The sequence below is a fragment of the Actinophytocola sp. genome (assembly GCF_035634895.1).
Classification (GTDB): Bacteria; Actinomycetota; Actinomycetes; order Mycobacteriales; family Pseudonocardiaceae; genus Actinophytocola.
This window is the reverse complement of sequence record NZ_DASQCC010000230.1, coordinates 63282-88979: the sequence shown is the minus strand read 5'-3', so window position 1 is coordinate 88979 and position 25698 is coordinate 63282. Positions and strand designations below refer to the sequence as shown.

Below are 25698 nucleotides of genomic sequence, written 5' to 3'. Positions count from 1 at the left end.
CCGCGAGGGCCAGGTGTTCGCCCGGCGCCTGCGTCCCGCGCCCGTCGAGGCGGCGGCCGGCGACTGGACGCCGGCCGGCACCGTGCTGATCACGGGTGGGTCGGGCGCGCTCGGCACGCGGATGGCGCGCTGGGTGGTCGGCCGCGGCGCCGGGCACGTGGTGCTGGCGAGCCGGACCGGCGCCGCCGCACCGGGAGCCGCCGCGCTGGTCGCGGAGCTCACCGGCGCGGGAGCGCGGGTCACGGTGGCGGCGTGCGACATCGCCGACCGCGAGGCGCTCGCCGCGCTCCTCGCCGAGCTGGCCGGCGCCGGGGACCCCGTGCGCGCGGTCGTGCACACCGCCGGGGTGGTCGACTTCGCCGCGCTGGCCGAGCTCACCGACGCATCCCTCGCCGCCACCGCCGCCGCGAAGGTCACCGGCGCCCGGAACCTGCACGAGCTGCTCGGCGACACCGTGGACGCCTTCGTGCTGTTCTCGTCGGTCGCCGGCACGTGGGGGAGTGGCGGCCAGGCCGCGTACTCCGCGGCCAACGCCTACCTCGACGCGCTCGCCGAGCACCGCCGCGGCACGGGCATGGCCGCCCTGTCGGTCGCGTGGGGCTCCTGGGACGGCGGCGGCATGGTCGACGAGGAACGAGGCCGCGTGCTGGCCAGGACCGGGTTGCCCGCCATGGCGCCCGATGTCGCCGTCGCCGCACTGGAACGGGCACTCGGCGGCGCGGACCCGACGCTGGTGGTGGCCGACGTCGACTGGGCGCGGTTCTTCCCGGCGTTCACCCTGCGCCGGCCGAGCCCGCTGCTGCGCGACCTCCCCGCCGTGCGGGCACTGGGCGAGAACGGGGAGGACACCACGGAGCGGGATGCGGACGACGCCGCCGGCTGGTCGCGCGAGCTGGCCGCGCTGCCGGGCCCGGCCCGGGCGGCCGAGGTCCTGCGGCGGGTGCGGACCGAGGTGGCCGTGGTGCTCGGCCACGCGTCCGCCGACGCCGTGGCACCCGACCGCGCGTTCCGCGAGACCGGCTTCGACTCGCTCACCGCGGTCGAGCTGCGCAACCGCCTTCGCCGGGCCACCGGGCTGCCGCTGCCGGCGACGATCGTGTTCGACGAGCCGACGCCTCGCGCGCTGGCCGCGTACCTGCTCGCCGCGCTGGACGGCGACGGCGCGGCGCCGGTCGAGGCCGCACTGTCCGAACTGGACCGGCTGGAGCCCGTCCTGCTGTCCGCGGGCGGCGGCGCCCCGGACCGGGAGCGGCTCGTGACCCGGATGCGGTCACTGCTGGCCAGGCTGTCGCCGGACACCGAGGACACCGACGACACCGACGACACCGACGACGCGGCGGAGCTGGACCACGCGTCCGACGACGAGCTGTTCGCCTTCATCAACACCGAACTCGGCAGGTCGAGCGAAGGGATGCCTGGTGGCCACTGACGAGACCGGCGCCGAGGCCGCCAGGCTGCGCGACTACCTCAAGTGGGTCACCACCGACCTGGTCGCGGCCCGCAGACAGGTGCGCGAGCTGGAGTCCCGGCAGGCGGAGCCGATCGCGATCGTCGGCATGGCCTGCCGCTACCCGGGTGGCGCCGACACCCCGGAGCGGCTGTGGGACCTCGTCGCGGCTGGCCGGGACGTGATCGGCGAGTTCCCCACCGACCGCGGCTGGAACCTCGCGGCCCTGCGGGGCGACCCCGACCGGTGGGGCACGGTCTCCACGCGGCAGGGCGGCTTCGTCGACGGCGTCGCCGAGTTCGACGCGGCCTTCTTCGGCATCTCGCCACGCGAGGCGCTGGCCCTCGACCCGCAGCAGCGGCTGCTGCTGGAGACGTCGTGGGAGGCGTTCGAGCGGGCCGGCATCGATCCGGAGTCGTTGCGTGGCAGCCGAACCGGCGTGTACGTCGGGTCGAGCATGCAGGACTACGGCACCCTGCTGACCGCGGGACCGGTCGGCCTGGAGGGCTACCTGCTCACCGCGAACGTCGGCAGCGTCGTGTCCGGCCGGCTCTCCTACACCTTCGGGTTCGCCGGGCCCACGCTCACCGTCGACACGGCGTGCTCCTCGTCGCTGGTGGCACTGCATCTCGCCGCGGCGGCGCTGCGGGCGGGCGAGTGCACGCTGGCGCTGGCCGGGGGCGCCACCGTGATGGCCACACCGGGGATGCTGCAGGTGTTCAGCCGCCAGCGCGGGCTGTCGCCGGACGGGCGCTGCCGGTCGTTCTCGGCCGACGCCGACGGCACCGGCTTCGCCGACGGGGTCGGCGTCCTGGTGCTGGAGCGCCTCGCCGACGCGCGGCGACAGGGACATCCGGTGCTGGCGGTCGTGCGTGGCTCCGCCGTCGGCTCCGACGGCGCCTCCAACGGGTTGACCGCACCCAGCGGCCCCGCCCAGCGCCGGGTCATCCGCGACGCCCTGGCCGCCGCTGGACTGGCCGCGAGCGACGTCGACGCCGTCGAGGCACATGGCACCGGCACCCGGCTCGGCGACCCGATCGAGGCGCAGGCACTGCTCGCGACCTACGGCCAGGACCGTGCCGAACCGCTGTGGCTCGGTTCGGTGAAGTCGAACATCGGGCACACCCAGGCCGCCGCGGGCGTCGCCGGAGTGATCAAGGTGGTGCAGGCGCTGCGGCACAGGCTGCTCCCGAGGACGCTCCACGCGGACGAGCCCACCCCGCAGGTCGACTGGTCGGCAGGCGACGTGCGGCTGCTGTCGAACGAGCGGCCCTGGCCGCCCGGGGACGTGCCGCGGCGGGCGGGCGTCTCGTCGTTCGGCGCCAGCGGGACGAACGCACACGTGATCCTGGAGGAGGCCCCCGCCGCCCCAGCGGAGCCCGCCGCGAACGGCGTGCCACCCACCGCCCAGGCCTGGGTGCTGTCGGCCAGGTCGTCCGCCGCACTGCGCGCGCAGGCCGTCCGGCTCGGCGAACGGGTCCGGGCGGACCCCACGCTGCGGGCGGGCGACGTCGGCTGGTCGCTCGCCAGGACCAGGTCGGCCCTGCCCCACCGCGCGGTGGTCCTCGGCGCCGACCGCGACGAGCTGTTGGCCGCGCTCGATGCCGTGGCCGAGGAGCGACCGACCCCGCACGTCGTCACCGGCGTGGTCGCACCCGGCGCGCTCGGCGCCCTGTTCAGCGGTCAGGGCGCGCAGCGACCCGGGATGGGCCGGGAGCTGCACGGTGCCCATCCCGTGTTCGCCGAGGCGTTCGACGAGGTCTGTGCCGCGTTCGACCCGCTGCTGCCGGCACCGCTGCGCGAGGTGGTGTTCGGCGGGTCCGCCGAGCGGCTGGACCGCACCGGCTGGGCGCAGCCGGCGCTGTTCGCCGTGGAGGTGGCGCTGTACCGGCTGCTGGCGCACTGGGGCGTGGCACCGGACTTCGTCGCGGGACACTCACTGGGCGAGCTGACCGCGGCGCATGTCGCGGGCGTGTGGTCGCTGCCGGACGCGGCGCGCGTGGTGGCCGCCAGGGCACTGCTGATGCAGGACCTCCCCGCGGGCGGCGCGATGGTGGCGATCCGCGCGACGGAGTCCGAAGTGGACGAGCTGCTGGCGGTGGCGGACGGGGCGGCCCTGGCCGCGATCAACGGACCCGAGTCCGTCGTGGTCTCCGGCGAGACCGGCGACGTGCTGGCGATCGCCGAGCACTTCCGGGACCGGGGCCGCAGGGTCAGGCGGCTCGCCGTGAGCCACGCCTTCCACTCCCCGCTGGTGGCCCCGGCCCTCGCCGGCTTCCGCGCTGTGCTCGCGGACGTTGCCGCGGCCGAGCCGTCGATCCCGTTGGTGTCCAACGTGACCGGCCGGCTGGTGACCGCGCGGGAGATGGCGGACCCGGACTACTGGGTCCGCCACGCCCGCCGGCCGGTCCGCTTCCACGACGGGATCCGCACCCTGGCGGAACTGGGCGTGACGACGTTCGTCGAACTGGGCCCGGACGGCGTGCTCACGCCGCTGGTGCGGGACTGCGTCGCCGGCGACACCGCGGTCTTCTCCGTGCTGCGCCGCGACCGGCCGGAGCACACGGCATTCCTGGCCGGCCTCGCCCGGCTGAACACCCGAGGCGCCACGGTGGACTGGCGCCCGGCGTTCGCCGGCGCACACCGTGTCGACCTGCCGACCTACCCCTTCCAGCGCCGCCGGTACTGGCTGGACGTCCCGGCGCCACCCGTGAGCACCACACGCGCCCGCACCGACTCCCGGCCCAGCCCCGGCGAGGAGGTGTTGGCCGGCCGTGGCGGGGAGGAGTTCGCAGGCCTCGGCGAGGGGGTGTTGGACGGGCTCGGCGAGGCGTCCGTGCCCGCACTGCGCAGGGCGCTGGCAGGCCGCCCGCCCGAGGATCGCGAGACGATCCTCCTCGACGGCGTGCGCGGCGAGGTCGCCGCTGTCCTTGGATACGAGGACATCGAGCCGGACCACGCCTTCACCGAGCTGGGTTTCGACTCGCTGACCCTGGTGGAACTGGCCGACCGCCTCGCCGCGGCCACCGGTCTGGCGCTGCCCGCCACGCTGGTGCTCGACCATCCGACCCCGCGCGTCCTGGCCAAGTTCCTCCTGACGGAACTACCCGACACGGAAACCGCAGCCGCATCCGCCAGCCTCACCGGCGTTCTCGCCGGACCCGCCGGCCCTGCCGCTGCTTCCACCGACCCGGGCGGCGCGTCCGCTGCGCCTACCGCCGTATCGGGTGCGCCTGCCGCCAGATCTGTTGGATCCGCCGGCCCTGCCGCCACATCCGCCGCACCTGCCACCGGAACGGTCAGATCCGGCGGCCGTGCCGGCGTGGCCGCCGGCCGTGCCGGCGTGGCGAACGGATCTGCCGCCGGCCCCGCGGCCTCCACCACGTCCGCATCGGATCCCAGTCCCGCGCCGGACAGCAGGCCCACGCCGGATGCCAGGCCAATATCACCCGTCCCTGGACGAACCACCCACCTGCTCCCCGTCTTCCGCGAAGCCTGTGCGAGCGGTCAGGTGCGTGAGGGCTTCGCCGTGCTGGCCGCGGCAGCGCGGCTACGCAGCGGCGCCGAACCCGCCCCGACAAACAAGATGGTGTTCGCCCGTGGCCCCCGGCAACCGGCGCTGCTCTGCCTTCCGTCGGTGGTGGCGCCGTCGAACGCCTTCCAGTTCGCCCGCTTCGCCGCCGCCTTCCGGGACGAGCGGTCGCTGTCGGTACTCCCGTACCCGGGCTTCGCCGCGGATGAGCGGTTGCCGGCCACGAGAGACGAGATCGTCGCCGAGCGGGTGGCCGCCGTGCGGCGGGCCGCGGCGGGTGCGCCGTTCGTCCTTGCCGGCTACTCCTCCGGTGGCTGGATCGCGAACGCGGTAGCCGCGGCGCTCGACACCGACGGCACGCCCGCCGCCGGTGTCGTCCTGCTCGACTCGCACCTGCCCGACAGCCCGGGGCTCGCCGGCATCCAGTCGACGCTGCTCGGCCGGATCTACGGCGCCCACGAGCTGGTCGCCGAGGTGACCGACGCCGAGCTGACCGCGATGGCCCGCTACCTGGAGCTGTTCGAGGACTGGCGGCCGGCGCCGGTCGGCGTGCCGACGCTGCTGGTCGCCGCGACGCGGTCGGTCACCGGTGACGGCGCCGCGCCGGCTGTCGACTGGCCGCACGACCACACCACCGGCGTGCTTGACGCCGACCACCTTTCCCTGATCGAGGACATGGCCAGACCGGCGGCCGAGCTGGTCCGGAACTGGCTGCGTGAGGAGATGCCGTGACCGGAACGACCACACCGGACCTGCTGAGCCCGGAGTTCACACAGGACCCCTATCCGGTGTACCGGGACCTGCGCGAAAGCGGCCCGGCACACCGGACGATCGTCAAGACGCTGACCGTCGAGCTGCACGCGTGGGTGATCACCGGCTATGACCAGGCCCGCGCGCTGCTGGCCGACCAGCGCCTGTCCAAGGACGCGAGCGGACTGCCCGGGATCGTAGAGCGGCACAAGGTCCGGCAGGAACCGGTGGCGCTGGCGAACTTCGCGAGCATGCTGTTCAGCGACCCGCCCGACCACACGCGGCTGCGCCGGATCATCGGCCGGGCGTTCACCATGCGCCGGGTCCAGCAGCTGCGGCCGTGGATCGAGCAGGCGACCGCACGCCTGCTCGACCGGATCGAGACCGGCGCGGTGACCGACGCGGTCGACGCCGTCGCCCTGCCGCTGCCGATCTCCGTGATCGGCGCGCTGCTCGGTGTCCCACCCGAACGGCACGACGACTTCCGCGGCTGGAACGCGACCTTCACCAGCGTCGACGCCACGATGGCCGACAAGCAGCGCGCGCACGTCGCGGCCACCGCCTACCTGAAGGGTCTCATCGAGCACAAGCGCGCCGAGCCGGCCGACGACATGGTGAGCGCGCTCGCCCACCCGTCCGGTGACGAGCCCGCGCTCGACGACACCGAGCTGCTGTCCACGATCTTCCTGGTCATGAACGCCGGGTACGAGACGACGGCCAGCATGATCGGCAACGCCATCCACGCGCTGGTCGACGACCCCGGGCTGCGCCACGAGCTCCGCGCGGCGCCGGAGCGGCTCCCGCGTGCCGTCGAGGAGTTCCTGCGGCACGAGAGCCCGCTCAACCTCGCGACGGTGCGGTACACGCTCGAACCGGTGCCGGTCGGCGACGTGGTGATCCCGGCCGGCGAGATCGTGTTCGTCTCCCTCGCCGCGGCCAACCGGGACGGCGGCCGGTTCGCCGAACCGGACCGGCTCGACGTCGGGCGCGCCGAGAACTCGCACCTCTCGTTCGGGCATGGCATCCACCACTGCGTCGGCGCGCCGCTCGCGCGGTTGGAAGGCGAGATCGCGTTGCGGGGCCTGCTCGAACGGTTCGCGCACTGGGAGCTGGCGGTGTCCAAATCGGACCTGCGGTGGCGGAACAGCCTGCAGTTCCGGTCACTGGAGCGCCTGCCGGTGCGGTTCACCTGAAGTTTGTCCGAATACCGGAGGAATGGAGACAGTAGATGGGCAAGAGCGTGGTGCACGACTTCTTCGAGCTGGGCGCCAAGGAGGACATCGACGGGGCGTGGGACTGCTTCGCCGACGACGGCGTCTGGATCGCGGCGGAGGGCACCGGCCCCGGTACGACCTACACCAAGCCGGAGATCCGCGACCTGTTGGTCAAGATGAACGACCTCGGCAAGGAGGTGCGTGCCCAGGGCATGGACGGCAGGTTCGAGGAGCCCGTGTTCCTCGTGAACGACACCCAGGCCGTGGTGGAGTGGTCGCTGCGCAAGGACGACGGCACCGTCATCGACCGCGGCATCGACCTCTTCACCTTGCGGGACGGCAAGATCACCTGCAAGGACGTCTTCCGCAAGGCGTGACCGGAGTTTCTTAGGGGTTGCCGCACACCGGGCAGCCGATAGCGTCCTCGGTGAGGGCAAGCGCAGAAATTGCCGACACAGCAAGGGAAAGCGAATTCATGACGACTTCTGAGGCGGTGCAGACGCCGACCGTCGAGCCCGCGTTCATCTTCGGCTTCACCGCGCCAGGGCCGCTTCTGGACTGGGCGTGGGCGAACGAGCGGCTGACCGCGGCCCGCAACTTCTGGCTGGCGACCCCCGGGGCCGGCGGCATGCCGCACTGCCGGCCGATGTGGGGCTTCTGGCGGGAGAACGGGCTCTGGTTCTCCACGGTGAACCGGATGGTCGACCATCTCAAGAACGACGGCCGGCTCGTGGTGCACACCGAGAGCGCGGACGAGACCGTCATCATCGAAGGGCGTGTCGAGCAGCTGTTCGGCAAGGAGAACCTGCAGGTCATCTCCGACGGGTACGCGGAGAAGTACGGCCACCAGACGAACGCGACCGACGAAGGGGTCTTCACCCCGGAGGGTTACGGCGGACCGGGGTTCCGGCTCCAGCCGGAACGGGTCCTCGGCTGGGTCGCACCGCAGTTCAACACCGCCACCCGGTGGGTCTTCTCCTCCTGAACCCGGCCTGGAAGAACCGCTGGCGCGGCAGGTTCACCGCCGCGCCAGCGGTTCTTTCGTGTGACGGCGCCCTGCTTGCCGCCACGTACAAGGGTCCCCACAAAAGGAAGGTCCTCGCCGGGTGGGGGAGGGCCCGGCGAGGACCTGACGTGGACGAGAGGGGATCAGCTCGTCACACGCGTTCGGGGTGCGGCGACCACGGTGACCGAGGCGGGTCCCAGGGTCATCAGGGTCAGTGGCCGCAACGGCGTGCTCTCCTCGGTGAGCGCCAACTCCCACCGCTGGGCGATCGTGCCGAGCGCGATGCACGCCTCCATGATCGCGAACCCGTCACCGATGCACTTGTGGACGCCGGCGCCGAAGGGGATGACCGCGGTGCGCGGGATGTTCGGCTGCCTCGTCCGGCGGTCCGGGTCGAACCGCGCCGGCTCGTCGAACACGCGGCTGTCCCGCTGCAGCGCGTACGGGCTCACCCCGAACTGCGTGCCGGCCGGGAAATCGTGACCGCCGATGCGCACCTGCTCGATGGCCTCCCGGGTCATCGTCCACAGTGGAGGATAGAGGCGCAGCGTCTCGTCCAGCACCGACCGGGTGTAGGTCAGCTCCCGCACGTCGACCTCGCAGGCGGGCCGGTCACCGACCACGGAGTCGATCTCCGCGTGGAATTTCTCACGGACCTCCGGGTGCGCGGCGAGCAGGCCGAGTGCCCAGGCGATGGTGTTGGCGGTGGTGTCGATCCCCGCCGCCAGGAACGTGATCACCTGGTCGTGCAGCTCCTCGTCGGTGAAGCTGGTCCCGGTCTCCGGGTCCTTCGCCGACATGAGCAGCCCCAGCACGTCGGAGCGCTCCTCGTTCCCGCGCTGGGCGGCGATGATCTTGTCGACGGCGCGGTGGAAACGTTCCACGTACTCGCGGTACCGGCGGTTGGCCTTCGTGGGGAGCTTCGCCATCGCGGCGATCGGCGCGGTCATCTGCCGGTACATGCCGCCGATCAGCCCGTCGAGCGCCGCCGCGGCCTCGGACACGATCTCGAGGGACTCGGTGTCCTCGGTGTCCGCGGAGAAGAAGCAGCGCAACGTGACCCGGGTGGTCAGGTCGTGCACGGCCTGGAGGATGTCGATCCGTTGCCCCGGCTGCCAACCGCCGACGAGGGCGTCCACCTCCGCCTGCATCGCCGCGCCGTAGGTGTGGATGTGGTTGTTGTGGAAGGCGGGTTGGGTCAACCTGCGCTGGCGCCGGTGCTCTGCCCCACGGGCCGTGGCGAGGCCGTTGCCCATGATCGTGCGGGACCGCTCGAAGAACGGACCGCCCCTGCGGAACTCCTTCGCGCGTTCCACGAGGAGATGATGCGCGTAGTCGTGCCGGGTGAGCATGTGGACCGGTGACGGTCCGAACTTCACCACGACGATGTCTCCGTGGTCGCTCAGGGAACCGAGGAAGCCGAGCGGGTCGCTCCGCAGCTGGCGGGAGTGACCCAGCAACGGGACGGCACCGGGTGCCACTGCAAGTCGCCAGGTGCTGTCCGCGGCGGTCGTCGTCATGTCGCTCGTCGTCTCCTCTGTTCGAAGGGGGACCAGGGGCCGGTCGCCGTCAGCTCGCACGATGTCCGCCGATGCGGGTTGCTGTCATGACACCAGCAGCCGCCGGAAAAGGAAATACCGGGAACTTAGGGGTGGAGTATCGGCGACGGCGTTCCGTGCAGGGGATTCTTAGGGGCGGTCCGCCGTGTTTGCGCACATTATCGTCGGGCCTCGACGTTTTTCACGCAAATCTCGGAGGAACGCCGATGACCGACACCAAACCCGACACCAAACCCGTCAACACCCCCGCGGCCGCTGCCACCGGTGGTACCAACCCGGGAGGGCACCTGCGCTCGCTGACGAGCCTCCGCTTCCTCGCGGCGTTCCTCGTCTTCGGCACCCACGCCGGCCTGGAGTCCCTGTTCTCCGACCAGGGCGTCGGCACCGCGGTCAACGAGTTCTTCGGCCCCGGCGGCCGGTACGGCGTCTCGTTCTTCTTCGTGCTGAGCGGTTTCGTGCTGACCTGGACGGCCCGTCCCGGCCAGACGGCGCGCCGGTTCTGGCGGGCCCGCGCGGCGAAGATCTATCCGGTGCACCTGGTCACCGCGCTCGTCGCGGCGGTGCTGCTGGTCACCGTGGCCAAGGCCGCGCTCGACCCGACGGTCGTCGCCACGAACCTGTTGCTGCTGCACGGCTGGGTGCCCCGGGTCGACATCATGGTCAGCCTGAACACGCCGTCCTGGTCGTTGTCCTGTGAGGCGTTCTTCTACCTGCTGTTCCCCGTGCTGCTGTTCGCGGCCCGGCGCATCCGGCCGAGCCTGCTGTGGTTGGCCGCCCTCGCGTCGATGGCGGTCGTGGCGGTCACCCCGCTGCTCAGCGAGATCCTCGTGCCGACGGAGCCGCGGCTGCCCGGCTACGGGGTGTCGCTCGAACAGACCTGGTTCCTCAAGTGGTTCCCGCCCTCGCACCTGTTCGAGTTCGTCACCGGCATCCTGGTCGCGCGGATCATCATGTCCGGCAAGTGGATCCGCTTCGGGTTCGCGCCCGCCGTCGTGCTCGCGGCCGTCGGCTACGCGCTCATCACGATGCTGCCGTTCAGCTACACCTTCGGCGCCGTCACGGTCCTGCCGACCGCGTTGCTGATCGGCGCCGCCGCGCACGCGGACATCACGGGCGCGTCCACCTGGGGCCTGCGTGCCCGGGTGCCGGTCTGGCTCGGGCAGATCTCGTTCGCGTTCTACATGGTGCACTGGCTCGTGCTCTCCTTCGGACACCGGTGGGTCGGCCCGGGACCGTGGGGCGTGCCCGGCGCGCTCGGCCTGATCGCGGCGGGGCTGGCCGTCTCCATCGTGCTGTCGTGGGCGCTGCACGCCGCGGTGGAGCGGCCCTTCGTCCGGGCGTTCGGCCGTTCCAAGCGCGCCGCGCCGCACCTGGAATCGGAGGCGAACTGGTCGCACAAGAACTGTGAGTGACCTTTCAGGTAATGGTCCAAAACAGACGATCGACGCGATACGCGGCATTTCCTGGCCGTAACTCTGCACGCGTTACGGCGCGAGACGTCTCAAAAGGGGGGTAGTGACTTACTGCCCGTTCGGGCAACGATGGCGTTACGGGTTGCCGTGCGACGCAGCCGGCTTCCGACCCGGAACCCGCGGCCGACCAGCTGTCCGCAGAACGGACGGCTACCACGTCGTGCGCGGGATATCCGTTCGCGATCGAACCCGAGGGCGAGGAACTGCTGTGGGGCTACTGGAGCGAGAAGCCGAACGCGCGTTGATGGATTCGTTGCTCGAGGAACTCGTGAACGGACGGGGCGGTGTCGTCGTCGTGTCCGGTCCAGCCGGATCGGGACGAACCGCCCTTTTGTCCGCATTTGCCGAAATGGCCTGTGTGGCCGGTGTTCTGGTTGTCGCGAGAGGATTCTCGCCGTTCGAGTCCGGGGTGGACATCGACTTACTCGGGCGGGTCGACGACAAACCGGTCCTGGTGTGCGTCGATGACGTGCACCAGGCCGACGACGAATCGACGACCCGCCTGATGAGGCTCGCCTCGACGGCCCGATCGATGCCGATCCTGCTGGTGCTGGGCATGCGGCCCGGGGTGCGGCAGACCGAGCTGGCGGCCATGTCCTACCTGCGTGACCGGGTCCAGGCACACCGGATCGAGCTGTGCGGCCTGTCCCTGGCGGCCGTGCGCGAGCTGGCCGCAGAGCAGGGCTTCGACGTCGACGAGCACACCGCCCGCCGGATGTCCGATGTGGCCGCGGGGAACCTCACCCTGCTGAAGGCGATCATCGCCGACTTCGGCCGCGGGGTGCGGGAGGTCTCCCCGTCCGACCGGCTCGCCCGCATGGTCGGCCCGGTCTACCGACGCACCGTGCTGGAGTGCCTGCACCGGCTCTCGCCACCGGGTCGCGCGGTCGCCAGGACGATCGCCGTTCTGCGCGAGTTCGCCACCCCGCGGGCGATCGCCGAGGTCGTCGAGCTGCCGGTGCCGGTCGTCGACGGCGCCGTCGGCGAGCTGTGGGCGGCTGGCGTACTGGCGAACGGCCGGTTCCGCCACCACGCGGTCGAGTCCGCCGTGCTCGACGCGCTGCCCATCCAGGAGTCCGCGGCGCTGCACCGGCGGGCCGCGGCGGCCATGCGGGAGATGGGCGTGTCCGCTGTGGAGGTGGCCAGGCGGCTGATCGTCGCCGACCAGGCCGACGAGTCGTGGACGGCGTACCTGGTGGACGAGGTGGTGGTCCAGGCGCTCGCGATGGACGACCGTGCACTCGCGACGGACGCGCTGCGGCTCGCGTTGCGGGCGGCCACCGACGACCGGGCCAGGGCCGACATCCTGGTGCGGTTCGCCGTCGGGTACGAGGCGACCGACTCGGACCTGTGCTGTCAGTACTTCCACGAGGCGACCGTGCTCGTGCCGGAGGCCCAGCTGTGGCCGCGGTTCTCGAGTGTGCTGAGTGGACAGATGGTCCGCCGGGGCCGCGGCCGCGAGGCGCTGAGCAGGCTGGCGGCGGCCGGTGCCGCCGCGCCGCCGGCCGACCAGCTCCGCATGGCTGCGGACCGCCTGCTCGTCTGCGGTGACTATCCCGCACTGCTCGACGCCGCGGGCCCGGCGCGGCTCGCGACCGTGCCGGACGGCGCGGGCGACCAGGCCGCCCGCTACGAGGCGGCCCGGTTCCTGGTCTCCGTTCTGTCCACACCGGAACCCGACGCGGACGACGTCCACGCGGCGGAGGACGCCTTCTACGGTTGCACGTTCGCCGAGCACACGGCGGCGACGTCGCTGGCCGCGCTCACCGGACTGCTGTACGCCCGCGAGTTCGAGCTGGTCCGCTCGCTGGCCACCGAGCTGGCCAGAGGGGCGCGGCGGCGGTGCGCACCGGTGTGGCAGGCCAGGTTCCTCGCGTTGCGTGCGGAGGCCATGGTCCGCGGCGGCGGCTACGCGGAGGCCGTCGCGGACGCCGAACAGGCCCTGTCGCTGCTGCCGCAGCCCGCCTGGGGCGTGTGGATCGGCGGACCGGTGTCCAGCCTGGTGCTGGCGGCGACGATGACGGACGACCAGGCGCCGTCGCACCACCACCTCGCCGGCACCGTGCCCGCCGCCATGTACGAGACCCGGTACGGCGCGCACTACCTGTACGGCCGAGGGCACCTGCATCTCCGCGAAGGCCGCGCGCACGCGGCCTTCGCGGACTTCGCCAGCTGCGGGCGGCTGCTCGCCGGCTGGAACATCGACCACGAGCACGTCCTGCCGTGGCGGCTGGCGGCGGCCGGCGCGTTGCTCGCCATCGGCGACCAGGACGAGGCCGTGGACCTGATCGACGAGCGCGTCCGGCGGGCGCGCCGCGTACCGTTGCCGGGCAGCCGGGGCGTCACCTGCGTCGACGAGCACCGGACGCCCCGCGAGCGGGTGTTCGACGCGCTCGCGGGCGCGGCGGGAGACGGCGGGCTGGTCGAGGCGATCCGCCGCGTGCTGGCCACCGACGGCGAACCGGCGCAGCAGAGCGCGGCGCGGTACCGGATCGAGGACCGGTACTCCCGCTACCTCGACAAGCTGACCGCCTCCGAGCAGCAGGTGGCCATCCTGGCCGCGAGGGGCCGCAGCAACCGCGTCATCGCGCGGACCCTGTCGGTCACCGTCAGCACCGTGGAGCAGCACCTGACCCGGACGTACCGCAAGCTGGACGTCACCGGCCGCCAGGAGCTGCGGGCACGGCTCGGCTGAGAGCCGGCTACCGCAGGGTGGTCCGGGCCCAGGCCGCCACCTGGGCCCGGCTCTGCAGGCGTAGCGCGGCCCGCAGCGCCGCCAGCTGCGCGGCCACCGTCCTGGCGGACACGCCGACCCGGTTCGCGATCTGGCTGTTCGTCAGGCCCTGGGCGACCAGCACGGCGATCACGCGCTGCCGCGTGGAAAGCTCGGCCGTGGCGAACTGGTGCTCCCCGAGCCCGGTGCCGGACACACCGAGCGCGTACGCGCGGGCCGCGGCGGGGGACAGGTTCTCGGCGGCCGCCCGCACGAGGCTGACCTCGCCGGCGTCCACCCACTCCGCGGGGAGGTCCGTCGTCCGGCCCGCGGCACCGAGACCCGCCAGCCCGCTGCGGCCCAGCAACGCGCGCGCGGCCTCGGTGAGCCGCACCGCGCGACCGCGGTCGCCACGCATCGTCTCGACCACCGCGAGCTTGTTCAACGGCTCCGGCAGCAGGGCGGGCTCGGCGGGACAGATGCGCAGGGCCTCCAGCGTGTGCCCGCGTGCCACCGCCGGCAGCCCGCGGGCGAGCGCGACGTCCGCCGCGGTGCACAACGCCCGTACCTGGGTCCACTCGTCCGCGCCGCGGGCGGCCCGCAGCGCCGCGTCGGCGGCCGCCTCCGCCAGGTCGAGCTCGGCCGCCGCGAGCCGGCTGGTGGCCAGGCGCTCCAGGCAGCGGCTGACCCCGGCGGACGGGTCCGCCCCCTCGGCGACGGCCAGCGCGGCCTCCACGTTCGCGGTCGCCCCCGCGTGGTCGCCCACCTCGCGGCGGCACGCGGCCAGCTCCAGCAACGCCCTCGGGAGGATGGCGGCCGTGCTGGCCCGGCGGGCCTCCGCGACGGCCAGCTCGGCCAGCTCGACGGCCTCGGCGCCGCGCCCGGCGGCCCGGCGGGCGACGGCGACCTCGGCCAGCAGCAACGCCCGGTCCACGCTCTCGGCCGGCGCCATCCGCAACGCGTGCCGCACCAGGTGCTCGGTCCGGTGGACCAGCGCCTTGCCGCGACGGCCACGCATGAGGCCCCAGACCAGCAGCACGATCCGCGGGTCGTCGTGCTTCGCCGTGCACTCGGCCGCCTGCTCCAGGTACGGATCCAGCTCCGGCAGCCGCAGCAGCAGCGCGCCGGGCGTGGCGACCGAGTGCCGCATCCGGCCCAGCTGCCCGTGGAGCCAGGCGATGAGGCGCCGCTGCGTGGCCTGCCGCTCGCTCGCCTCGTCCAGCCGTTGCGCGGCGTACCGGCGGACGCAGCGCAGCAGCCGGAACGCGCCCGCGCCCCGCTCGTCCTCCTCGGTGGCGACGAGCGACTTGGCGAGCAGGCCGGACAGCACGTCGGCCAGCCCGGACTCCGGGTGGTCCGCGTCGCAGCACACGGCGGCCGCGAGGTCGAGGCGGAACCTGCCGGACAGCACCGAAAGCCGCCGGAACACGACGCGCTCGTCCGTGCTGAGCGTGGCGTGGCTCGTGTCGAACGCCGCGAAGATGCTGCTGTGCCGTGCCGTCGCGGTCCTGTTGCCGACCGTGAGCACGTTCTCCTGGCGGCGCAGGCGGTCCAGCAGGTCGGTGACGGTGAACATGCCGATCCGCCGCGCCGCGAACTCCAACGCCAGTGGCAGCCCGTCCAGCTCGGCACACAGGCCGGCGACGGCGGGCGCGGTCACCTCGCCGAGGGTGAAGTCCGGGTTGGACGCCGAAGCCCGTTCCACGAAGAGCTGGACCGCGTCCGCGCGCAGGACCGTCGAGGGATCGGCCTCGGCGCCCGTCGCGTCGGGCAGCGGAAGCGGGCCGACGTCGATCACGACCTCGCTCGGGATGCGCAGGATCTCCCGGCTCGTCGTGAGGATGCGCAGGCGGGGGCACCCGGCGGCGAGTGTCTGTACCAGCAGCGCGCACCCGTCCAGCAGGCTCTCGGCGTTGTCGAGCACCAGCAGGCCGTCCCGGTCCCGCAGCTCGGCGGCGAGGTCCGCCGCCGAGGACGCCGGCACGCCGAGGAGCTCGGCGGTGGTGGCGGCGACCTCGTCGTCCGAGCGGACCCTGTCCAGGTCGAGCCAGCCCAGCACGGTGTCGTCGGCGAGCAGCAGCTCGGCGAACCGCGCGGCGAGCCGGCTCTTCCCGGTGCCGGGCGCCCCGGTGAGCGTGACCACCTGGGTCTCCCGGTGGGCACGGAGCCAGCCCAGCTCCTCACGCCGGCCGACGAACCGGTCGAGGTAGGCCGGGAAACCGGCCGGCGCCGCGGCCGGGTGCGCGGGTTGGAGGGCGGCGCCGCGCGGATCGCCGCGACCGCCCCCGCGTGCCGCCATCCGGCTTCGGTACGCCCGCTGGCGGCAGGCGTTCGAGCAGTACTGCTGCTTGGTTCCCGCGCGCTGGCGCCCAGCCCTGATCGGGATCCGGGAACCGCAGATCACACAGTTCAGCGGCGACATCGCCTCGTGCTACCCCTATCACCCTGACCCGCCGAGCCGTGCGCCCGGCCGCGGTCCGTAAGCCTCCGGCTAGTGCGGTCGTGACGTCGTGACGAGGTCGGTCTGCGGGGGGTCGCTCGTCCGGTCGTCCTGGTGTTCCGTGGCGGCCACCCACGCGGCCAGCTGGGTGCGGGAGCGGATCATCAGCTTGGTGTAGATGTGCTTGATGTGTGAGGAAACCGTGCTGCCCGCGATGCGCAGATGCTCGGCGACCTCACGGTTCGCCATGCCCGCGGCCACGAGCCGGGCGATCTCGAACTCCCGGCGCGTCAGCTCCGAGGACCCCGGCTCGGCCAGCATGTCGCTCTCGCCGAGCAGGTAGGACAGCAGCTGCGGGCGGGTGAGCGACTCCGCCGTCCTGCGTACCCGTTTGGCCTCACCGTCGGGTAACAGCTGTGCCGCGGCGCGCTCGGCGCCCACGAGCCGCCCATGCCACCAGCCGGGCGTCCGGGCCGACGCCGGCGCGGTGGCCCGCATCAGCGCGGCGGCGGTGAGCAGCGCGAGGCAGCGCCTGGCCTGGTCGGTGTGCAGCGCCACCAGCGCCAGTGCCTCGACGACGTAGGGCAGGCTCGGGTCGTTCTCCCGGAAGACGGCGACCGCGTCGCGCAGCCCCTGCTCGGCGGCGGCCACCTGCCCGGCGTTGAGCTCCGCGAGGCTGCGCACGAACAGGTAACTGCCGAGCTGGTGCGGGTTGGCCTGTTCCGGGAACGTCACCGGGGTGGCCGCGACCGCCGCCGCTGCCTCGTCCCCTCGGCCCTGGCCCATCAGGAACCACGCGTAGATGTGCAGGCACAGCGCCAGGCCGAACTCGTCGTCGAGCCTGCTCGTGGTGCTGATCGCCTCCTCGTAGTGCCGGTTCGCGGCCTCGGCGTCGCCCACGAGGGAGCACGCGGTGGCGAGCGTGTTGAGCGCCCGGGTCAGCGCCCACTGGTTGCCGCCGGCCCGCGCGCTCGCGACCGCCTCACCGAGCAGCCGGATGGCCTGCTCCGGCGCGAAGTCCAGTTCGGACAGCCAGACCGTCCACGTGAGCAGGTCGCTGCGGTAGGCGGACGCCGGGTCGCGGTCGAGCGCGCGCCGGATCAGGGCCTGGCCCTTCTCCGGCTCGCCGTTGTGCAGGTAGAAGTACGCCAGCAGCACGGCGAGCAGGTCATGCCGGTCGTCGTCGCCGGCCGACCAGGTCCGGTCGACGGCGACGGCGAGGTAGGAGACCCGCTCGTGCAGCCACTGGCTCTCCGCGTGCGAGAGCATGTACATCTGGGTGAGCACACGTACCCGCTGCCACAGCCAGTCCACGAGCCGGTCGTAGCAGGCCCGCACCTCGCCCGCGTCGGTCAGCAGCGCCATGGCGTAGCGCGACGCCGCGGTGCGCAGCCGGAAGCGGTGCTGCTCGGAGTCGCTGTCCGCGCGCTGCACCAGCGAGCTCGACTCGAGCCGCATGAGCACCTCGAAGACGATCTCCGGTGCGACACCGGCGCCGGTCACGACGGCCGCGGCCTCCGCGTCGAAGTCGGCGGGCAGCACCGCGAGCGCGCGGAACACGGCCCGCTCACGGGCCGCCAGCGCCTGGTAGGCCCGCGTCAGCGGCGCCCTGGCGTCGTCGGGCGCCTGCCGCCTGCCCGACGGACCGGGTGGCGTCTGCGCGGACGACTCCCGCGCGAAAACCCCTGGTGTTTGCGCATGCAATATGACTACCCCCAACTCACTCACTGTCTCGATCTCGCCCTTGACATGCCCGCCGCGGACGTCCCTTTCCGCGTGGGGCGCCTACTTCCCTGTGTGTTGCTGGATCCCCTTCGGCCCTCAACCGCCGGGTCGATCACCCGGCCCGGCCGGGCTTCGTCTGCGCAGTCCGGAGACGAGCAGGTCGAGCAGCCGTGCGGCGTGTGCCACGCCCTGCTCGGAGTGCCCGGCCACCAGAGCGATGGTGTGGGCGAAGGCCATCAGGTCGCTGACGGCGAGATCCTCTCGGAAGGAGCCCTCGTCCTGTGCCCGGCGCAGCAGCGGCGCGGCGGCCCGCTCCAGCGCCTCGCGGCAGGCGGCGAACAACGCCGACGCGTCGTCCTGCCTGCCGGCTGTCAGTGCCTGCGCCAGCCCCCGCTGCATCGTGAGCTCGATCAGCTTGCCCAGCCAGGTCGTGAGCGCCACGTCCGCCGACGGCCCGTTGAGGAGCCGTTCGGCCTCGGCGCACTGTTCCTCGACACGTCCCCAGAACACGGCCGTCATCAGTGCGTTCCGCGTGGGGAAGTGCCGGTACAGGGTGCCGGAGCCGACACCCGCGTTGCGGGCTATCTCGTCGAAGGACACGTCAGTGCCCTGCTCGGCGAACAACGCGTCGGCCGTCGCGACGAGACGGTCGAAGTTGCGGCGAGCGTCCGCCCTCGTGGGACGGACGATCCGCACTGGCGGTGCCGGTTTCTGCACGTCGTCATTCCTCCTGCTTGCGAAACGGAGAGTAGTCCCCGTATTCTCCTCCGCGAGACGGGGAGCTGTCTCCGTTTCTCTGGGTCCACGCTTACCAGGTCGGGCGGCGGCGCTCAACCGTGTTAGGCCCATTCAAAACGATGAGCAATGCGAGCGGGGCTCGCTGAAGGGGGCGACACGATGTCCGGCAGTTCGGGTACGTCCGCACCGGCCGCCAGCGCCGAGGCGGCGACCGCGTCCCGAGGGGCGATCCTCACCACGATCCTGGCTGTTCAGCTGCTGAACACCATCGACATCACGGTCATGAACATGGCGCTGCCGCAGATCCGGCAGAGCCTCGACATGTCGCCGACCGCCCTGTCCTGGGTGATCAACTCCTACGCGCTCGCGTACGGCGGGCTGTTGCTGCTCGGCGGTCGCACGGGGGACATCCTCGGACACCGGCGAGCGCTGATGATCGGCGTCTCGGTCTTCACGCTCGCGTCGCTGCTCGGCGGGCTCGCGCAGGCGCCGTGGTGGCTGCTGACCGCCCGGACGCTGCAGGGCATGGGCGCCGCCCTCGCCGCGCCGACGACGATGGCACTGATCGTCCGCATCTTCACGGACGCGACCGAACGCACGAAGGCGCTCGGGATCTCGGTCATGGCGTCCGGCATCGGCTCGGCGGGCGGCCTGCTGCTCGGCGGCCTGCTCACCGACGCGGGTTCGTGGCGGTGGGTGCTGTTCATCAACGTGCCCGTCGGCGTCGCGATCCTGCTCGTCGCCCCGCGCGTGATCCCGCCGTCGGCCAAGCTCGGCGGCCGGTTCGACCTCGGCGGCGCGCTGTCGGCGTCCCTGGGCATGACGGCGCTGGTCTACGGGTTCGTGCGCGCGGCCGAGTCCGGCTGGACCGACCCGATGACGGTCGTCGCGTTCGCCGTCGGCGTGCTCCTGCTGGCCTCGCTCGTGCTGATCGAGTCGAAGCACGCACAGCCGATCGTGCGGCTGGGCCTGTTCGCCGACCGGAACCGCAGCGGCGGGTTCGCGGTGTTCGTGTGCTCGGGTGCCGCCATGTTCGGCATGTACTTCTTCTTCACCCAGTACGTGCAGGACGTGCTGGGCATGAGCCCGCTGGTGGCCGGCCTCGCGTTCCTGCCCATGGCGCTGCCCATGATCGTCGTTCCCCGCACGCTGACGCCGAAGCTCGTGAACATGATCGGCGCGAAACCGACCATGCTGATCGGTCTCGCCGCCGTCGCCACCTCGATGCTGTGGCTGTCCCGCCTGTCGCCCACCTCGACCTACTTCGAGGTGGTCTTCGGCCCGATGGCCATCGCGGGTGCCGGCGTCGGCCTGCTGAACGCCCCACTGGCGGCGACCATCCTGGCGGCCGTGGCCCCGAAGGACGCGGGCGGCGCCTCCGGCCTGCTGCAGACGGTGGGCATGATCGGCGGCTCGACGGGCACCGCCATCCTGGTGACGATCTTCGGCACGACCGTCCGCGACGACCCCCGGTCCGCCACACTGGGCCCGACCTCCAACGAGGTCCTCTCCCACGGCATCGCCGCCGCCTGCCTGGGCGGCCTCACCTTCGCGATCGTCGGGTTCCTGATCGTGCTGGTCGTGCTGCGCCCCGCCCCCCGCAAGCGGGCCGAGGCCACGAGCTGACCCACCCCGGCGGGGCCGACGGGCTCGTCGGCGTCACCAGCGGTGACGCCGGTCGACGACGAAGTCCTTGAGCCCGACCCGAAGCAGCCGGTACTTGACGTCGGCCTCCCCGCCGTCGGTCGTGGCCCTGACCCAGGCCGCGACCGCGGCGATGGCCGGGTCGTGGCCCTGCGCCCGGAGCGCCGCGACGAGCTCCGTGACCTCCTTGCGGCCCGCGCCGGCCAGCGCCCTGCGCAGCAGGACCCGGACGGCACGGGACTGCCCGGCGTCGCACAGGGACGCGAGGTACGCCGCGATGTCGTGCACGCGTCGCGCCGACGCGGCCGTCTCGCCGAGCAGGGCGTCGGCATAGTGTTCGAGCCCCGCCTCGCTCAGTCCCTTGACGACCCCGACGTTGCTCTCCACCGAGGGCAACCCCTCGAGCGTCTCGTAGTCCGACACGCCGACGAGCACGGCGCGAGAGGTGCCGCGGTCGGGCAGGCCCGCGCGTGGCGCGTTCACGTCAGCTCGCGTCCTTCTCCTCGTCCTCGGGCCGGTTGAGTTGGTCGAGGGCTTTCCGCAGCTCGTCGGTCAACGGGCCGGTGACGGTGAAAGTCAGCGTGGGGGGATTCTTCCGCGCCTTGCGCCAGTTCGCATACGTTATCGCCAGGCTCGCCAACCCGGTCGCGTTGGAAACCGTCATGCAGATGGTTTCCAACGCCCCCATGTGCCCGGCGCCGCTCACGCCGACCCGGATGATGGTGGCCGACTGGACGACCACGCGCGGCCGTGGCCGGACCATTGACGAACGGACTGATCGCGTCCAGTGTGTGCCGATCTCGATGATGTTGCCGCCGTAGGCGAGCCGGTCGACGATGGCCCGCGCCCAAGCGCGGGTCGGTGAAGGTCTTGGTCCATCCATCTTGAGAAGGATTCGTTGGAGGCGATCGCGACGCTGGTGCGTTCTTCGCGCTCGGTCAGGACCTGGACGAGGCCACATCAAGCCGTGAGGCTGGCTTGTCGGTGCTCGGATCTAGGCTGCGGAGCATGACGCGGTATGTAGAGGAGGATCTGCACGGTGCGGAGTTCCGCGAGTGCGATCTGACCGGGGCACGCTTGATCGGCGTCGTCATGCAGGATGCCGTGATCGACGGGCTGATCACCAACCTCGTGGTCAACGGTGTCGAGGTCAGCGGGTACGTCGAGGCAGAGCTCGACCGGCGGCATCCGGTGCGGGTGCTGATCCGCTCCGCGGACCCTGCCGATCTGCGCGAGGCGTCGCGTCAGCTGCATGCCGGCTGGGCCGCCACGATCGAGCGAATCCGTCGTAGGCCCGGCGTCGAGCGCCGCAGCGTGAATGATGAGTGGTCGGCGGTGCAGACGATGCGCCACCTGGTCTTCGTCCACGACTCGTGGTTTCGCCGCTGCTGCCTGGGCTCCACGGAGCTGTTCACGCCGATGGGCATCGGGCCGACTGTCGAGCCCTACCGTGATGCGCACGGGCTTGACCTCGCGCTCGATCCGGCCCTCGAGGAGATCGTGAGCGTGCGTGAGGCACAGGCTGCCGAGCTCGAGGCCTGGCTCGACGAGGTCACCGCCGCGCAGCTCGCAGCGCGAGCGCCGGTGCCCGACGACGACGTCTGGCCGCCCTACGCCCGGGGCCGCTCGGTGCGGCAGTGCCTCGGCACGGTGCTCAACGAGACCTTCGCCCACCACGGCTTCTGCGTCCGCGACCTCGACCTGATCCAGGCACAGGACGCTGAGTAGGGCTTACATCAAGCCGATCTTGCTGAGATCACCTCAATGAATGAAGCTGAAAGAAGCTGAATGAAGCCGGGAGCCACCCGGTCTGTGGGCGGCTCCCGGCGACCCCCGGCCGCGCCCGGATGGTCCGACCGCCCTCGGCACAGGCGCCCGGAGCACTGGGGGAGGCAGCCGCCGTGCTCCCCTCGCGGCGAGTGCCCTTGCGCTCTCTCACCGTAGTGACCGGGGATGGACGGCGGTCTGTACTCCGCCGCGTGTTCGGGTTCGGCGCGCCGACCTGCGGTGATGGCCGTGTGGTGGATCTGACGGTGGCCTACGGGCGGCATTTTCGAGAAGCTGGACGGGCATGTCGGGAGGTGCCGGTGGACGAGAGGCTGCGAGAACGCCGACTACTCGTCGGGTTGACCCAGGCGCAGCTGGCCGAACGAGCCGGTGTCAGCCTGCGGGCGGTGCGCAACGCCGAGCGCGGCCACGTGCGCAGTTCGCGAGCCGAGACCACCCGCCGCCTGCTGGCGGTGCTCGCCGTGGCGGACCCGGTCGGCGCACTGCGCATCGGGGTGCTCGGCCCGCTGGTGGTCCACCAGGCGGGCGAGCCGGTCGAGCTGGGCGCCGACAAGCAGCGGCGGCTGCTGGCGCTGCTCGCCCTGCGGCCGAACCGGCCGGTGCGGCGGGAGGAGATCGTCGACGCGCTGTGGGGCGACGACCCGCCGTCCTCGTGCCTGGGGCTGCTGCACACCTACGTCGCGCGGCTGCGCAAGGCGCTCGAGCCACGTCGCGTGCGCCAGGAGCCGGCCCGGGTGGTCATCACGGTCGACGGGGGATACCTGCTGTCGGTCGACGAGGAGCAGCTGGACCTGCTGCGGTTCGACGCCGCGGTGCGGCGGGCGGAACAGGCGGCGAGCGCGGGGGATCCCGCCGCCGCGGAACAGCACTGGCTCGACGCGCTCGGCGCCTGGCGCGGTCCCGTGCTGGCCGGGCTGGACGGCTTCTCCCACGACCCGATGTGCCACGCGCTCACCGCACGCCGCTCGGCCGCGGTCCTCTCCTACGCCGAGGCCGCCGGCGCGCGGGGGCACCACGACGACGCCGTCACGCAGCTGCGGGCGCTGGTCGCCGCCGAACCGCTGCACGAGATCGCGCACGCCCGGCTGATGCTCGCGCTCGCTGGGTCCGGCCGGCAGGCCGCGGCGCTGGAGGTGTTCGACGACATCCGGCGCAGGCTGTCCGACGAGCTGGGCATCGATCCGGGAGCCGAGCTCTCGGCGGCACACGAACGGGTGCTGCGGCCGGACACGCCCGACCTCCGGCACCGCCCGGCGCAGCTGCCCGCCGACGTCAGCGGGTTCACCGGCCGTGCCCCGCAGCTGGCATCGCTCGGCCACCTGCTGCCGGACGACGGCACGGACGTGCGGATCGCGGTGGTCACGGGCACGGCCGGGGTGGGCAAGACCGCCCTCGCGGTGCACTGGGCACATCGATGGCGCGACAGGTTCCCGGACGGTCAGCTCTACCTCGACCTGCGTGGCTACGGTCCGGAGCGCCGGGTCGAACCAGGCGACGCGCTCGCCGGTTTCCTGCGCGCGCTGGGCGTCGCAAGGGCGGAGATCCCGGCCGAGGAGGACCAGCGCGCGGCACGGTTCCGCACCGAGCTGGACGACCGGCAGCTGTTGCTGGTACTGGACAACGCCGGCTCGGTCGAGCAGGTCCGGCCGCTGCTGCCGGGTTCCGCGGGCTGCTCGGTGCTGGTGACCAGCCGAGCGACACTGCCCGCGCTGATCGCCCGGCACGGCGCGCACCGGGTCCTGCTGGACCTGCTGACGCAGGGGGAGTCGATGGACCTGCTGCGCACCCTGCTCGGCGCGCGTGTCGCCGCCGAGCGGGTGGCGGCCGAGGCGCTCGTCGAGTACTGCGTGCGGCTGCCGCTCGCGCTGCGGCTGGCCGTCGAGCTGGCGCTGGCGCGGCCGGACGTGTCGCTGGCGGAGCTGGCCACGGAGCTGGCCGACGAACGCCGCCGGCTGGACCTGCTCGACGGCGGCGGCGACCCGCACACCGAGGTCCGCGCGGTGTTCTCGTGGTCCTACCGGCACCTGCCGGTCGATGCCGCCCGGATGTTCCGGTTGTGGGGCCTGCACCCCGGCCGCACCCTGTCCGTCGACGCGGCCGCCGCGCTCGCCGCGGTCGAGCTGGCCGAGGCGCGGCGGCTGATCGACGTGCTCGTCCGCGCGCACGTCGCCGAGGAGCTCCGGCCCGGCCGGTACCAGCTGCACGACCTGCTGCGGGTCTACGCCGCCGAGCTGGCCGGTGCGGACCGCGCCGCGCTGACCCGGTTGTTCGACCACTACGTCGCGGCGGCCGCGCTGGCGATGGACCTCCATGTCCCGCAGGAGCGGCATCTGCGGCCGGCCCCGCCGCCGTCGCGGTTCCCGGACTGGCGGCCGGCCAACCCGCAGGAGTGGCTGGAGACCGAACGCCACAACCTGCTCGCCGTCGCCTCGCACGCCACGCGCAACGGCTGGCCGGAGCACATCCGGCTGCTGTCCGGGATTCTGTGGAAGTACCTGGACCTCGGCGGCTACCACGAGGACGCGCTGATGCTGCACACGCACGCGTCGGCGTTCGCCGATCCCGGGGACAAGACGAACCCGCTGACGCTCATCGGGCTCGGGTACTGGCGGGTCGGGCGGTCCCGGGAGGCGTTGAGCTACCTGGAGGAAGCACTCGACGGGGCGCGCGAGAGCGGCAACCGCAACACCGAGAGCTACGTGCTCAACGCCCTCGGCCTGGTGTGCCGGGCGCTCGGCCGGTTCGCCGACGCGCTGTCCTACCTGGAACAGGCACTGGAGCTGGCCAGGGAGACCGGCGACCGCAACAGCGAGGGGCTGGTGCTGGTGGTGCTGGGCACGGCCTGCCGCGGCATGGGCCGGTACGCCGACGCCGTGCGCTACCTGGAACTCGCGCTGGTGACCGCGCGCGAGACCGGCGACCGCACCAGCGAGGGCTATGTCCGGGTCAACCTCGGTGACGTGTTGTCGGCGCGGGGAATGCACGAGGCGGCGGTGTCCTCCGTGGAGGAAGGACTGGCGTTGTTCGCCGAGACCGGCACACGGGCCAGCGAGGGCTACGCGCTGGGCATCCTCGGCGGCGCGCTCCGCTCGCTGGGCCGGTACGACGAGGCGCTGGCGCGGCTGGCGCAGGCGTTGGCGGTGTCCCGCGAGACCGGCGGGCGCACCAACGAGGGCGTCGCGCTGAAGCATCTCGGCGACGTCCACCGGGAGCTGGGCCGGTACGACGAGGCCTCGCGCGAGCTGACCGAGGCACTGATGATCGCGCGGGAGTGCGCCGATCGTGGGGTGGAGTCGCGCGTGCTGGCGTCGCTGGGTTCACTGGCCCGCGCACGCGGGAGAACGACCGAGGCGGCCGGCTTCTTCCGCGACGCACTGGACATCGCGATCGAGACCAACTGCATCGGCGACCAGGCTTGCGCTCACCGAGGGCTGGGCGAGGCCACCGGCGAGCACGAACACTGGCAGCGCGCGCTGGCGCTGTACGCGGAGATGGGCGTGCCGGAGGCGGACGAGGTGCGCGCGCGGCTCAACCGGGTCCGGGTCTGACCACCGAGCACGAGCGACCCTGCCACGGAAGGCGAACGGACTCGGTGCGGCATCAGGGTTCCGCGGCCGGTGTCACTCCAGGCCGTCGCCTTTTCCGGATCTCCCCGTTGTGCCCGACCGGG

Annotated in this window: 15 protein-coding genes and 2 pseudogenes; 11 read left to right on the top strand and 6 right to left on the bottom strand. The window is 72.6% G+C overall.

Going from position 1 to position 25698, the window contains the following annotated elements; translation table 11 throughout:
* The 5 genes and pseudogenes from VET29_RS35950 to VET29_RS35930 form a co-directional block, all read left to right on the top strand.
* Nucleotides 1-1429, top strand: a 1429-nt coding sequence (locus VET29_RS35950) for a type I polyketide synthase (RefSeq protein WP_324929255.1), incomplete at its 5' end; no start/stop codon positions are given.
* Between the two features lie 13 nt (nucleotides 1430-1442).
* Nucleotides 1443-5711: pseudogene (locus VET29_RS35945) on the top strand (type I polyketide synthase); the annotation flags it as partial.
* Nucleotides 5708-6922 carry a cytochrome P450 gene (locus VET29_RS35940; protein WP_324929251.1) on the top strand — a complete coding sequence of 405 codons (1215 nt, stop codon included), beginning with the start codon at nucleotides 5708-5710 and terminating at the stop codon, nucleotides 6920-6922. The pseudogene VET29_RS35945 and the gene VET29_RS35940, both read left to right, overlap by 4 nt.
* A 35-nt stretch (nucleotides 6923-6957) precedes the next feature.
* On the top strand, nucleotides 6958-7320 hold the full coding sequence (locus VET29_RS35935) for a nuclear transport factor 2 family protein (protein ID WP_324929249.1): 363 nt from the start codon (nucleotides 6958-6960) through the stop codon (nucleotides 7318-7320).
* A gap of 98 nt (nucleotides 7321-7418) precedes the next feature.
* Nucleotides 7419-7928: a pyridoxamine 5'-phosphate oxidase family protein gene (locus VET29_RS35930; RefSeq protein ID WP_324929247.1), complete on the top strand. Its 510-nt coding sequence runs from the start codon at nucleotides 7419-7421 to the stop codon at nucleotides 7926-7928.
* A 164-nt stretch (nucleotides 7929-8092) separates the two neighbouring features.
* On the opposite strand, the gene VET29_RS35925 is transcribed toward VET29_RS35930, so the two are convergent.
* Nucleotides 8093-9469 carry a cytochrome P450 gene (locus VET29_RS35925; protein WP_324929245.1) on the bottom strand — a complete coding sequence of 459 codons (1377 nt, stop codon included), beginning with the start codon at nucleotides 9467-9469 and terminating at the stop codon, nucleotides 8093-8095.
* 245 nt (nucleotides 9470-9714) lie between these two features.
* Between VET29_RS35925 and VET29_RS35920 the strand changes: the two genes are divergently transcribed.
* The 3 genes and pseudogenes from VET29_RS35920 (at nucleotide 9715) to VET29_RS35915 (ending at nucleotide 13675) form a co-directional block, all read left to right on the top strand.
* The gene (locus tag VET29_RS35920) at nucleotides 9715-10920 is read left to right on the top strand and encodes an acyltransferase (RefSeq protein WP_324929243.1); all 1206 of its coding nucleotides are present in this window, start codon (nucleotides 9715-9717) and stop codon (nucleotides 10918-10920) included.
* Nucleotides 10921-11023: 103 nt separating this feature from the next.
* Nucleotides 11024-11362 (top strand): annotated as a pseudogene (locus VET29_RS44235) (AAA family ATPase); the annotation flags it as partial.
* A gap of 27 nt (nucleotides 11363-11389) precedes the next feature.
* A complete protein-coding gene (locus tag VET29_RS35915) occupies nucleotides 11390-13675 on the top strand; it encodes a helix-turn-helix transcriptional regulator (RefSeq protein WP_324929240.1) in 2286 nt (761 codons plus the stop codon).
* Between the two features lie 7 nt (nucleotides 13676-13682).
* On the opposite strand, the gene VET29_RS35910 is transcribed toward VET29_RS35915, so the two are convergent.
* The 3 genes from VET29_RS35910 to VET29_RS35900 all read right to left on the bottom strand — a co-directional run bounded on the left by VET29_RS35910 (nucleotide 13683) and on the right by VET29_RS35900 (nucleotide 18575).
* Nucleotides 13683-15992 (bottom strand): ATP-binding protein, encoded by a 2310-nt coding sequence (locus VET29_RS35910; RefSeq protein ID WP_324929238.1) that lies wholly within the window; start codon nucleotides 15990-15992, stop codon nucleotides 13683-13685.
* 192 nt (nucleotides 15993-16184) lie between these two features.
* Entirely contained in the window at nucleotides 16185-17852 is a 1668-nt protein-coding gene (locus VET29_RS35905) for a LuxR C-terminal-related transcriptional regulator (protein WP_324929236.1), read from the bottom strand.
* Nucleotides 17853-17954: 102 nt separating this feature from the next.
* A complete protein-coding gene (locus VET29_RS35900) occupies nucleotides 17955-18575 on the bottom strand; it encodes a helix-turn-helix domain-containing protein (RefSeq protein WP_324929234.1) in 621 nt (206 codons plus the stop codon).
* A gap of 180 nt (nucleotides 18576-18755) precedes the next feature.
* On the opposite strand from VET29_RS35900, the gene VET29_RS35895 reads away from it, so the two are divergent.
* A complete protein-coding gene (locus VET29_RS35895; protein ID WP_324929232.1) occupies nucleotides 18756-20222 on the top strand; it encodes an MFS transporter in 1467 nt (488 codons plus the stop codon).
* 33 nt (nucleotides 20223-20255) lie between these two features.
* Here VET29_RS35895 and VET29_RS35890 read toward each other — a convergent pair whose 3' ends face one another.
* Both VET29_RS35890 and VET29_RS35885 read right to left on the bottom strand, forming a co-directional pair.
* Nucleotides 20256-20723, bottom strand: coding sequence for a hypothetical protein (locus tag VET29_RS35890; protein WP_324929230.1), 468 nt, complete (start codon nucleotides 20721-20723; stop codon nucleotides 20256-20258).
* Between the two features lies 1 nt (nucleotide 20724).
* Complete coding sequence (locus VET29_RS35885) at nucleotides 20725-21123, bottom strand: effector-associated constant component EACC1 (RefSeq protein WP_324929228.1); 399 nt, start codon at nucleotides 21121-21123, stop codon at nucleotides 20725-20727.
* A gap of 125 nt (nucleotides 21124-21248) precedes the next feature.
* On the opposite strand from VET29_RS35885, the gene VET29_RS35880 reads away from it, so the two are divergent.
* Together VET29_RS35880 and VET29_RS35875 are read left to right on the top strand one after the other, a co-directional pair.
* Nucleotides 21249-21968: a DinB family protein gene (locus tag VET29_RS35880; protein WP_324929227.1), complete on the top strand. Its 720-nt coding sequence runs from the start codon at nucleotides 21249-21251 to the stop codon at nucleotides 21966-21968.
* Between the two features lie 359 nt (nucleotides 21969-22327).
* Nucleotides 22328-25576, top strand: coding sequence for a tetratricopeptide repeat protein (locus tag VET29_RS35875; protein WP_324929225.1), 3249 nt, complete (start codon nucleotides 22328-22330; stop codon nucleotides 25574-25576).
* Nucleotides 25577-25698: the final 122 nt, after the last annotated feature.